Below are 10,904 nucleotides of genomic sequence, written 5' to 3'. Positions count from 1 at the left end.
AAACCGGCGAGAGAGAAGAAGAGCATCGGGACCGGGTGCCGGCGGCTGCTCCGGCACCCGGCACGCTACCGGCGCGCGGTGGCCCGGCCCCGGCGGTACAGGACCGTGCCGGCCGCGATCAGCGCGGCGCTCGCGGCCGAGGTCGCGAGCATCGCCGGGCCTTCACCACCGGTCTGCGGAAGGGACGGCCGCGCCTGGGGCGGCGGAGCCGTCTCGCCGCGCGGAGGCGCGGTGTGCCCGCCGCTGGGCGGGCTGCTGGGCCTGGCGGGAGGCGTCGAGTGGCGGCACGGCGGCTTCGAGTGATGGCCGCCGGGCGGGGTGCCCTCCTCGCCGCCGTAGGGAGGCGGGGTCGATTCCTCGCCGCCGTACGGAGGCGGGTTCGACTCCTCGCCGCCGTACGGGGGCGGGGTCGTCTCGCCGCCGTGCGGGGGGTGGTGGTGCCGGGTGGGGCTGTGGCGCTGGGGGGAACCGTGGACGTTCCCGCAGGAGTTGCCGAACGCCGGGTTCAGGGCCCCGGCCGCGTCCACGGAGTTGCCGCAGACGTTGACCGGGACGTTCACCGGGGCCTGGAGGGTGTTGCCGGACAGCACACCGGCCGAGCCCTGGGCCACGCTGTCCGCGCCGCTGTCGGCGAGCGCGGTGCCGCCGCTGCACAAGGACAGCACGCCGGTCGCGGCGGCGGCGACGACCATGCCCTTGCTGAGGGTCTGTCGCAATGTCGTTGTCTTCCTGCTCGAAGAAGTGGGAAAGGCCGGCCCCGGAACGACGAATCGACGGATCCCCCGGTCCGGAGCCGGCCATGACGCACCCGGTGGCCGGCGCGGTGCGCCGAACGTCAGCGGGCCGCGCAGGTGTTGCCGAACGCGGGGTTCAGCAGCGCGATGATGTCGACGGTGTTGCCGCAGACGTTGATCGGCACGTGGACCGGGATCTGGACCGCGTTGCCGGACGCGACGCCCGCGGAGTTGGCGGCGGCACCCTCGGCGCTCGTCCCGGCGAAGGCGGGGGCGGCACCGCCCAGGGCCAGGACCGCGCCGGCGACGACGGCAGCGCTCTTCTTCATGAGATTTCCCTTCTTTGCGGTCATGCCCCTATGACGGCCGAAACCGAGCGAGCACAGCTTGAACGGCTCGCACCATGACCGGCAGGCTGTAAAACGAGGGATGGACGGCGGAAGAAACTCCGGAACAGGCGCCGTCCGGGAATTCACTCGAACGCCTTCACAGAATTGACACGTCGCCGGACCGGCAGGATATACGCGCGCGGCACCAAAAAACCGCCCGGGGTGCCGCGCGCCTCGGCGCGGGCATCCCCGGGCGGTCGTCGCCGGACCGCGGTCCGGCCGACGGCCTACTTGTTGCCCGACAGGGCGTTGACGTCCGACAGGACGTGCGAGACCGGTTCGTCGCCCTTGGCCTGGGTCGAGTTCTCGGTGCACTGCTGGTTCTGCGGCGCGGACAGGATCGGCACGTCCTGCGCGACGCCGACGGCGGCGATGATGCCGAGGATGCCCTGGGCGTTGAGCTTGGCGGGCAGTCCGACGCAGAGCTTGTTGAGGGAGCTCTGCACCAAAGTGGCCTGCGGGCTCATCTTGCCCTTGGTCAGCTGGTTGCCGAACGCCTCGTGGGCCCCGTTGCCGCTCAGCGACGTGGTCCCCTGGCCGTCGTCGAGGGCAAGCGCCTGAGGGGCCACCGCCGCGGACGCACCGACGAAGGACGCGGCGACCGCCGCCGCGGCCATTGCCTTCTTGAGCATTTCGCTTTCCTTTCCTGGCTCTTCGCCAAGACACACGTGCATGCCCTCGCATCAACCCGGTCCGCGCCGATCGGTTGCGGGGAATCACCCGTTTCCCCGCTTCCGTATGGGCCATCGGAGTGAACGCCAGCAACCGGTCGGTGCGAGGGACAGTTGAACCAGGGCGCTCCGGTGGACGGGGTTTCTTCAGAAGGGAACAAATACGTGATCAAGAAGGTTCTGGCCTCCGCCGCGGTCGCCGCCTCCGTCGTCGGTGCATCCGCCGCCGCGGCGTCACCGGCCCTGGCCATCGACGACCACCACGGCACCACCTCGTTCAGCGGCAACGGTGCCTCGCAGGCGTTCGGCAACTCCGCGACGTACGGCAACATGAGCCCGCAGATCGCGCTGATCCAGGGTTCGTTCAACAAGCCCTGCATCGCCCTGCCGGCGAAGCTGAACGCGCAGGGGCTGCTCGGCCTCGGCGCCGTCGGCGTGCTGCAGGACGTGCCGATCCTGTCCGCGCCGCAGAACCAGCAGTGCACCGAGAACTCGACCCAGGCCAAGGGCGACGAGCCGCTCTCGCACATCCTGGACGACCTCGACGTGCTGGCCGGCAACGGCTCCAAGTGAGTCCGCGGGGCCCGCACGGGCCCCGCGTCCGGCGGGCCGCCGAGTCTTGGCGGCCCGCCGTTTGCACGCCCCGTCCGACCACCGGAGGGGGGCGTTTGTGAACTCATCGCATTGCACTGCTCCAATCGGGGCAAACACCGCAACTCCGGTGGGGTCTCCGCCGTTGACGATCATGCAGCTCCTCCCCGGAGTCCGCCTTTCGAAAGGGAATGAACATGAAGAAGCTGTGGGCAACCGCGGCTGTCGCCGCCTCCGTCGCCGGTCTCGCCGGGGTGGCGGCCCCCCAGGCCCTCGCCCTCGACGACGGCCACGGCACCACGTCGCTCAGCGGCAACAAGGCCAGCTCCGACTTCGGCAACTCCGCCACGCTCGGCGACCAGAGCCCGCAGCTCTCGCTGGTCCAGGGCTCGCTCAACAAGCCGTGCGTCGGTCTGCCGGTCAAGGCCAACCTGCAGGGGCTGCTCGGCGTCGTCGCCGTCGGCGTGCTGCAGGACGTGCCGATCCTGTCCGCGCCGCAGAACCAGCAGTGCACCGAGAACTCGACCCAGGCCAAGGGCGACGAGCCGCTCTCGCACATCCTGTCGGACGTCAACGCCCTGTCCGGCAACGGCTGACCGGCCCCTTCCCGCCGCGGCGGGCCACCGGTTCCCCGGTGGCCCGCCGTCCGCGTTTCCTACCCCTTGTAGAGCCGCTCGATCTCCTCGGCGTAGGCTGCCGTCACCGCGTGCCGCTTGACCTTGAGCGACGGCGTCAGCAGCCCGTTCTCCTCGGTGAACTCGCCCTCGACGAGCGCGAAGGCGCGGATGGACTCCGCGCGCGAGACGGCCTCGTTGGCGTAGTCGACCGCCTTCCGCACCTCGGCGCGCAGCCGTTCGTCGCGCACCAGCTCGGCGGCCGGGGTGTCCGGCGGAAGCTTCCGCACCGACAGCCAGTGGGCGACCGCCTCCGGGTCGAGGGTGATCAGCGCGGCGACGAAGGGCCGGTTGTCGCCGACGACCACGCACTGCCCGACCGGCGCGCGGCTGCGCAGCCGGTCCTCCAGGACGGCCGGGGAGACGTTCTTGCCGCCCGAGGTGACGAGGATGTCCTTCTTCCGGCCGGTGATGGTGAGATAGCCGTCCTCGTCCAGGGACCCCAGGTCGCCGGTGGCGAACCAGCCGTCCGCCAGGACCGCGTCCGTGGCCCGCCGGTTGTTCCAGTACGACCCGAAGACCACCCCGCCTTTGACCAGCACTTCCCCGTCGTCGGCGAGGCGTACGGCGACACCGGGGACCGGCAGGCCGACCGTGCCGGGGCGGGGGGCGAGCGGGGGCACGATGGTGGCGGCGGCCGTGGTCTCGGTCAGGCCGTAGCCCTCGTAGACGACGATGCCGGCCGCGTGGAAGAACAGGTTGAGATCGCGGTCCAGCGGGGAGCCGCCGCTGATGGCGTACCGCATCCGGCCGCCCAGCTCCTTGCGGATGCGGCGGTAGACCAGCAGGTCGTACAGCGCCCAGGCGGCGTACAGGCCGGGTCCCGGGCCCTTGCCGGTGCCGAGGAACTTCCGCAGGGACGCCTCGCCGAAGCGGACGGCGATCCGCTCGGCGCGGTCGAAGGAGGCGGCCCGGCCGATCTTCTCGGCGGTGGCGCGCCCGGTGTCGTGGATCTTCTCGAAGAGGTACGGCACCCCGACCAGGAAGGTGGGCCGGAACTCCTTGAGGGCGGGCCGCAGTTCGTCCGGTCTGACGCTCGGGAAGTGACCGGTCTCGATGCGGGCCAGCAGGCAGGCCAGCTGGAGGGTGCGGCCGAGGATGTGGGCGAGCGGCAGGAAGAGCAGGGTGGTGGCGGCCTCGCCGGTGACGGCCTGGAAGACCGGGTGCAGCAGTTCGACGGTGTTGGCGGCCTCGGCGTGCAGATTGGCGTGGGTGAGGACGCAGCCCTTGGGCCGGCCCGTGGTGCCGGAGGTGTAGCAGACGGTCGCGATGGCGCCGGGGGTCAGCGCGGCCCGGCGGGCGGCGAGTTCCTCGTCGGGGACGTCGCGGCCGAGGGCGGTGAGGTCGGCGAGGGCTCCGGCGTCGAGCTGCCACAGGCGCGGTGGGCGGGCGTGGCCCGCGGTGCCGGTGGTGACCGTGGTCGCGTTCTCGGCGGTCTCGGTGACGACGTACCGGGCGCCGGAGTCGCGGACGATCCACTCCAGTTGCTCGGCGGAGGAGGTGGGGTAGACGGGCACGGACTGGCCCCCGGCGGCCCAGACGGCGAAGTCCAGGACGGTCCACTCGTAGCGGGTCCGGGACATGAGCGCGACCCGGCCGCCCGGTTCGAGGCCGGCCGCGATCAGCCCCTTGGCGACGGCGGCGACCTCGGCGGCGAACGCGGCCGCCGTCACCGGCCGCCAGGCCCCCTGCGCCTGGCGCCGGAACAGCACCGCGTCCGGCGTCTCGGCCGCGTGCGCGAAGGGCAGGTCGGCCATGGAGCCGGTGGTCAGCGGGGGCGCGAGCGGGGAGGCACGGACCTCGCGGACCGTGCCGTCGGCATCCCTGACGATCTCCACCGAGCCGCGCGCCGCCAGGTCGGTGCGCTGCCGTGCCCGCTTCAGATCCCTGCGTACGCCCATGGCGGCTCCCGGCTCTGCCCTGCGAAGGTCCTTGCCGGGGCGCAACTTACTCGCAAGTAAGGAAAGGTCAATGGGGTGCGCGCGACCTTGTGGCCGGGTCAGTCCTCCGGATCGGTACGGCTCGCCTGGCGGATGGCGTCGGCGAGGGCCCGTACGTCCTGGTCCTCCGTCCTCGTCGCCAGCGCGGCGGCCCTGGTGGCGAGGTGAGGCAGGCCCGGGGCGCCCGGGAGGGCGGGACCGGCGCGCAGGCCGTCGGCGCGCAGGGCGTCGGCGAAGTAGGCGGCGACCGCGGTGGCCTGGAAGCGGGGGCTCGCCTCCCACACCGAGCCGGCCAGGGCGCCGGTCTCCAGCGCGCCGGAGGCCTCGTGCGGGGCGCGGGTGCGCGGGTCGAGCCAGCGGACGGTCGCCGTGGCGAGGTGACCGTGGGCCCCGGGGCGGGTGTGGACCGCGTAGAGGGCGGTCACGGTGTGGCCGGGGCCCACCTCGCCGCCGTCGACGTGGTCGTCGCGGAAGTCCTTGTCGGCGACCTTGCGGTCGTCGTAGCTGACGAGCCGGAAGGCGGTGACGGTGTCCGGGTCGAAGGCGACCTGGGCCTTGGCGTCGCGCGCGGTCAGCTCGATGTTCTGCGGGAGCTGCTCGCACAACACCGTGCGGGCCTGCTCGGCGTCGGAGACGTAGACGGTGTGGCCGTCGCCCTTGTCGGCGAGGCGCTCCATGAGGGCGTCGCCGTAGTCGCTGCCGACGCCCACGCCGAAGAGGGTGATGCCGTGTTCGCGGCGGGCGCCGTCGATGCGGCGCAGGATGGCGTCCGCGCTGGTGTCGCCTTCGTTGGCGAGGGCGTCGGAGACGAGGACGACCCGGTTGACGGCGCCCTTGCGCAGGCCCTTCACGGCGGTGGCGTATCCCGTCTCGACGCCCGCGCCGAGATTGGTGGAGTACTGGGGTTGCAGACCGTCGACGGCGTCGTGGACCGCGCCGCGGTGGCCGCCGAGCCGGGTCATCGGCAGGACGGTCTCGGCGCGGTCGCTGAAGGTGACGACGGCCACCGAGTCGTCGTCGCGCAGCCGGTCCGTCATGGTGTTCAGGGACCGCTTCGCGAGGTCGAGGCGGCCGGGTTCGCCCATGGAGCCGGAGACGTCGATGACGAAGGTGAGGGCGGCGGGCGGGCGTTTCCCGGCCGGTTCGGCGGCCCGGGTGGCGAGCCCGACCCGGACGAGGGACCAGCCGGGCCGGCCGGTGCGGGCGCCGTCGACGGTCACCGTGAAGCCGTTGCCGTCCGGCCGCGGGTAGTCCTGGCGGAAGCTGTTGACGAACTCCTCGGGCCGGACGGTCGACGGGTCGGGCCTGCGGCCGTCGGCGAGGGTGCGGCGGGCGTAGGTGTAGGAGGCGGTGTCGACGTCGAGCGCGAAGGTGGACAGCTTCCCGGAGGACCGCTCGGGCCCGGCCCCGGTGACGCTCCGGCCGGGCCCGGGCGCCGGCTGCCCCGCGCTGTCGGCCCTGCCCACCGCACCCTGCTGCCTTTCACCCGCGGAACAGGACGTCAGCAGCAAGCCTGCGGCGAGCGCGAGGGTGAGCGCGAACAGCGGGCGAGCCCCTCGAGGCCGGGGCCGTATCCCGGGCGAAGGTGCGCGCCTCTGCTGGGGATACGGCCCCGGCAGAGACGCGCGCGCCCCGCGAGGCCAGGGCCGCGTGGCCCACAGGAAGCCGCGAGCCGCCCGACGCCGAGGACCCTGCGGGGCCCGGCGAGCCGACGGGTTCCGGGCCACCCGACCGAACGGGCCGACGGCCCCGACCAGAACCCCCGCCTCCGGCCTGCTCCCGACCTCCAGCAGCACATCGCGCTCGAGCGCCGACCCGGTCGCCGCCCCCGCCTCCGGCCCACTCCCGGCCTCCGTCCGCGCCCCGCGCCCGGGTACCGGCCCGGCCCCCGCCTCCGGCCCACTCCCGTCCCCCACCTCCGGCCTGCTCCCGGCCCCCACCTCCGGCCTGCTCCCGACCTCCGGCAGCGCGCCGCGCTCGAGCGCCGACCCGGTCGCGGCCTCCAACCGCGCCCCTCGCCCGGGTACCGGCTCGGTCGCGGCCCCCGCATGCGTGGCCCGTCGTCCCCCTGTGTCCTTCCCCGGTCGGCCGTCTGTCCGCCTCGCCGAGCTGTTGCCTGTCATCTCGCCAACCCCCTGAGCCAGTTGAGGACGAACCTGTCGCGCGACTCGTCCCGACTGTGACGGTGCGGGGGTGTGGAACGTGCGGGCCGGGGTGTTGCGGATGGGTCTCGAAGCGGGCACGGTGGCGGGCCGCCGAGACCCGTGGGTGACCCTCCGGTGACCTAGGACACGATGTCCTTGCGGGCGAAACCCCGGAAGGCCAGGGCGAACAGCACCAGGGCGTACGTTATGGAGATCGCGGTGCCCTGGATCATGCCGGACCACTCCGGACGGGGCTGGACGGCGTCGGCCCAGGCGAACTGCCAGTGCGCGGGCAGGAAGTCGCGCCAGTGGCCGAGCGCGGTGACCGCGTCCAGGACGTTGCCGACGATGGTCAGGCCGACCGCGCCGCCCACCGCGCCGAGCGGTGCGTCGGTCTTCGTCGACAGCCAGAACGCCAGCCCGGCGGTGACCAGTTGGGACACGAAGATGTACGCCACGGTCACCGCGAGCCGCTGCACCGCCGTCCCGGTGTCCAGCGCGCCGCCCGTCGGTATCTGCAGCGGACCCCAGCCGTAGGCCGCCGTGCCGACCGCGAGGGCGATGACCGGGAGCAGGATCATCGCGGCGAGGCTCAGTGCGAGCGCCACGACCAGCTTGGACCACAGCAGCCGGACGCGGGGGACGGGCGCGGCGAGCAGGTAGCGCAGGGAGGACCAGCCGGCCTCGGAGGCGACGGTGTCCCCGCAGAACAGGGCGACCGGGATCACGAGCAGGAAGCCGGCCGAGACGAACAGGTTCACCGCGGCGAAGTTGGCGCCGGACGCGGTGGCCGTGTCCATCAGGGTGATCTCGCCGTTGCGGCCGGACGGGCCGCCGCCGATCGCGAAGGCGATCACCAGCACGAACGGCAGCAAGGCGAGGACGGCGCCCATGACCAGGGTGCGGCGCCGCTTGAGCTGGCGGACCAGCTCGACCCGCACGGGGAGCGTATGGCCCGCCCGGTAACCGGAGGCCGCCTCGGTGAGCGTGCTCATGCTGATCCTCCGATCAGGGTGAGGAAGGCGTCTTCCAGTCGGCGGTGTGGGCCGACCGAGGCGACCGGCACCTCGAGCCGCACCAGCTCCGCGACCAGCCGCTCGGCCGTGCCGCCGGTCTCCAGCCGGATCAGCAGCCCGTCGTCGGTGCGCACGGCGGAGGCGACGCCGGGCAGCGCGGCCACCTTCTCCACGACCGGCTCCTCCACCGGCGTGGCGGTGCCGACGAGCAGCGTGTCGCCGGAGCCGACGATCTCGCCGACCGGGCCGGCCTGGACGAGCCGGCCGCGGTCCATCACCACCAGGTGCGTGCAGGTCTGCTCGACCTCGGCGAGGAGATGGCTGGAGACGATCACCGTGCGTCCGGCGGCGGCGTAGCGGATCATCACCTGGCGCATCTCGCGGATCTGGGGCGGGTCGAGGCCGTTGGTGGGTTCGTCGAGGATGAGCAGGTCGGGAAGGCCGAGCATGGCCTGGGCGATGGCGAGGCGCTGGCGCATGCCCTGCGAGTAGGTGCGCACCGCGCGGGCGAGCGCGTCGCCGAGCCCGGCGATCTCCAGCGCCTCGTCCAGGTGGGCGTCCTCGGGCGGGCGGCCGGTGGCCCGCCAGTACAGCTGGAGGTTCTCCCGGCCGGACAGGTGCGGCAGGAAGCCCGCGCCCTCGACGAAGGCGCCGACCCGGGAGAGCACGGGCGCGCCGGGGCGGATGGCGTGGCCGAAGACGCGGATCTCGCCGTCGTCCGGGGTGATCAGGCCCATCAGCATGCGCAGGGTGGTGGTCTTGCCCGCGCCGTTGGGGCCGAGCAGGCCGAGCACCTGGCCCTGCTCGACGCGGAAGGACAGCTCGCGCACCGCGTACCGGTCGGCGGACTTCGCGTACCGCTTGCTCAGGCCGCTGATCACCAGCGGGACGTCGGCCAGAGCGGGGTCGGGTGCGGGGCCGGCCGTGCGGCGGCGGGCGGTGAGCAGCAGGGCGAGCGCGACCGCCGCGCCGGCCGCGGGGAGCCACCAGACCCAGGCGGGCAGGGGGGCCGCGGCCGTGGTGACGGCGGGGGCCGTCGGCACGCTCAGGCCTCCCTTGAGGGAGACGGTGTAGGTGGCCGGAGCGGCCGGTGAGGCGTAGCCGAGGTCGGTGGAGGCGAGGACCAGGCGGAGCCGGTGGCCCTTCTGCACCTGGTGGTCGATCGCCGGGAGGGTGACCGTGACGTCCTTGCCGGCCCGGACGCCGGTCACCCGGAAGGGGGCGACGAGCTGGGACGGCAGCACCTGCCGGGCGCCGTCGGGGCCGACGTCGTAGACCTTGCCGAACAGGACGGCGTCGTCGCTGGTGGAGGTGATGTGGACGGTCGCGGTCGGGGCGCCGGTGATCTGCAGGTCGCGGGTGAGCGGCGCCGAGTCGAACTTCGCGTACTGGCCGGGGAAGTCGAGGGAGACGCCGAGGCCGAGCGCGGACAGCTGGGTGAGGCCGCCGGAGCCGCCGAGGCCGGGCAGCGCGGAGACGCCGGGCGGGCTGGCGCCTGCCGGGTTGGTGACGTGCTGGGCGCCGCCGGTGAGCGGGATGTCGCGCGGGTGGCTGCGCAGGCCGGGGTAGGCGCCGGCGCTCGCGCCGCGCAGCTGGGCGGTGCCGTCGGTGGAGTTCACGCCGCCGGTGCGGGTGATCCGGAAGACCGGGCCGGTGGCGGCGCTTCCGTCGCCCTTCAGATACCGGTCGAACCACGCACGCACGCGTGCCTGCACCCGGCCGGTCTCCATGTCGCCGCCGTCGTGGCCGCCGGCGATCCAGTCGACGTCCACCGGCGCGCCGTTCGCCCGGATCGCCTTCTCGGCGGCGTCGGACTGGGCGAGGGTGAACAGGGAGTCCGTCTGGCCCTGCAGCAGCAGGGTGGGGACCTTGATGCGGGAGCCGACGGCGGACGGCGAGCGCTCCTGGAGGAGCGTGCGGGCGGCCGCGTCCGGGGTGCCGGACTCGGCGACCCTGTCGTACATCCGGCACAGGACCGGCTCGAAGCGGGCGCAGCCGCCGCCGGTGTTGAAGAAGACGCCGGCCCACAGCTTCTTGAACACGCCGTCCGGGAACAGGGCGTCCGCGAGGTTCCAGTAGGTGATGGCCGGGGCGATGGCGTCGACCCGGTGGTCGTATCCGGCGGTGAGCAGCGAGACGGCGCCGCCGTAGGAGCCGCCGGCCATGCCCACGCGCGGGTCGCCCGGCTTGTCGAGCTGGACCTCGGGGCGCCTCGCCAGCCAGTCGAGGAGCCGGGAGACGTCGGCGACCTCGGCCTTCGGGTCGTTGAGCCCGATCTTTCCGGTCGACCTGCCGAAGCCGCGCGCGGACCAGGTCAGGACCGCGTATCCGTCGCGGGCGAGGTCCTCGGCCTGGGCGCGCATGTCGTCCTTGCTGCCGCCGAAGCCGTGCGCCAGCAGGACGGCCGGGTGCCGGCCGGGGCCGGCGGGGGTGAAGAACGAGGTGTCCAGGCGCACCCCGTCGACCGCCATGACCTGATCGGTGCGGTGCACCGGCGGCGTGTCGCCGGACGCTGCGGCCGTCCAGGTGCCGGCCCCGGCGAGCACCACGACGGCGGCCGCGGCGGCGAGCAGCCGGCGCGGCCCCTTCAGCAGCCCCCGCACCGAGGGCAGGCGCTGCCTCATCCGCCCCCGGAGAGGCCCCTGGCGAAGATCCATGCCTCAACGGTACGGGCCGCCACCGACAACCGGGCGAGCCGGTGGGCTGAACCCCCGCCCCTCCCCCGGGAGTACGGGACCTGTCCGG

9 protein-coding genes are annotated in these 10,904 nt (G+C 73.6%); 2 read left to right on the top strand and 7 right to left on the bottom strand.

All coding sequences use genetic code 11. The features are described 5' to 3' along the window. Positions 1 to 65 precede the first annotated feature (65 nt). The 3 genes from AB0950_RS03320 to AB0950_RS03310 all read right to left on the bottom strand — a co-directional run bounded on the left by AB0950_RS03320 (position 66) and on the right by AB0950_RS03310 (position 1,755). Positions 66 to 716 carry a chaplin gene (locus tag AB0950_RS03320; protein ID WP_366777682.1) on the bottom strand — a complete coding sequence of 217 codons (651 nt, stop codon included), beginning with the start codon at positions 714 to 716 and terminating at the stop codon, positions 66 to 68. 119 nt (positions 717 to 835) lie between these two features. Further along, positions 836 to 1,063, bottom strand: a complete 228-nt coding sequence (locus AB0950_RS03315) for a chaplin (RefSeq protein WP_360144918.1) — start codon at positions 1,061 to 1,063, stop codon at positions 836 to 838. 287 nt (positions 1,064 to 1,350) lie between these two features. Then, positions 1,351 to 1,755 (bottom strand): rodlin, encoded by a 405-nt coding sequence (locus AB0950_RS03310; protein ID WP_360144921.1) that lies wholly within the window; start codon positions 1,753 to 1,755, stop codon positions 1,351 to 1,353. Between the two features lie 204 nt (positions 1,756 to 1,959). On the opposite strand from AB0950_RS03310, the gene AB0950_RS03305 reads away from it, so the two are divergent. Together AB0950_RS03305 and AB0950_RS03300 are read left to right on the top strand one after the other, a co-directional pair. Next, a complete protein-coding gene (locus tag AB0950_RS03305; protein ID WP_360572294.1) occupies positions 1,960 to 2,367 on the top strand; it encodes a rodlin in 408 nt (135 codons plus the stop codon). A 215-nt stretch (positions 2,368 to 2,582) separates the two neighbouring features. Then, on the top strand, positions 2,583 to 2,981 hold the full coding sequence (locus AB0950_RS03300; protein WP_366777681.1) for a rodlin: 399 nt from the start codon (positions 2,583 to 2,585) through the stop codon (positions 2,979 to 2,981). Between the two features lie 59 nt (positions 2,982 to 3,040). Here the strand turns inward: AB0950_RS03300 and AB0950_RS03295 are convergent, their stop codons facing one another. The 4 genes from AB0950_RS03295 to AB0950_RS03280 form a co-directional block, all read right to left on the bottom strand. Then, positions 3,041 to 4,960: an AMP-binding protein gene (locus AB0950_RS03295; RefSeq protein ID WP_366777680.1), complete on the bottom strand. Its 1,920-nt coding sequence runs from the start codon at positions 4,958 to 4,960 to the stop codon at positions 3,041 to 3,043. Positions 4,961 to 5,058: 98 nt separating this feature from the next. Beyond that, entirely contained in the window at positions 5,059 to 6,573 is a 1,515-nt protein-coding gene (locus tag AB0950_RS03290; RefSeq protein ID WP_366777915.1) for a von Willebrand factor type A domain-containing protein, read from the bottom strand. Between the two features lie 710 nt (positions 6,574 to 7,283). Beyond that, complete coding sequence (locus tag AB0950_RS03285; RefSeq protein WP_360144935.1) at positions 7,284 to 8,138, bottom strand: ABC transporter permease; 855 nt, start codon at positions 8,136 to 8,138, stop codon at positions 7,284 to 7,286. Next, on the bottom strand, positions 8,135 to 10,783 hold the full coding sequence (locus AB0950_RS03280) for a CocE/NonD family hydrolase (protein ID WP_366777914.1): 2,649 nt from the start codon (positions 10,781 to 10,783) through the stop codon (positions 8,135 to 8,137). Before AB0950_RS03280 ends, AB0950_RS03285 begins: the two co-directional genes overlap by 4 nt. Positions 10,784 to 10,904 lie beyond the last annotated feature (121 nt).

This window comes from Streptomyces sp. NPDC007189 (genome assembly GCF_040703635.1).
Classification (GTDB): domain Bacteria; phylum Actinomycetota; class Actinomycetes; order Streptomycetales; family Streptomycetaceae; genus Streptomyces.
The sequence above is the reverse complement of the archived record's forward strand: the minus strand, read 5'-3'. Positions and strand labels throughout refer to the sequence as shown.

Excerpts from the sequence above, each read along its gene's own strand:
- AB0950_RS03315 (WP_360144918.1), bottom strand. The coding sequence starts at position 1,063 with ATGAAGAAGAGCGCTGCCGTCGTCGCCGGCGCGGTCCTGGCCCTGGGC.
- AB0950_RS03310 (WP_360144921.1), bottom strand. The coding sequence starts at position 1,755 with ATGCTCAAGAAGGCAATGGCCGCGGCGGCGGTCGCCGCGTCCTTCGTC.
- AB0950_RS03300 (WP_366777681.1), top strand. The coding sequence starts at position 2,583 with ATGAAGAAGCTGTGGGCAACCGCGGCTGTCGCCGCCTCCGTCGCCGGT.
- AB0950_RS03295 (WP_366777680.1), bottom strand. The coding sequence starts at position 4,960 with ATGGGCGTACGCAGGGATCTGAAGCGGGCACGGCAGCGCACCGACCTG.
- AB0950_RS03285 (WP_360144935.1), bottom strand. The coding sequence starts at position 8,138 with ATGAGCACGCTCACCGAGGCGGCCTCCGGTTACCGGGCGGGCCATACG.
- AB0950_RS03280 (WP_366777914.1), bottom strand. The coding sequence starts at position 10,783 with ATGAGGCAGCGCCTGCCCTCGGTGCGGGGGCTGCTGAAGGGGCCGCGC.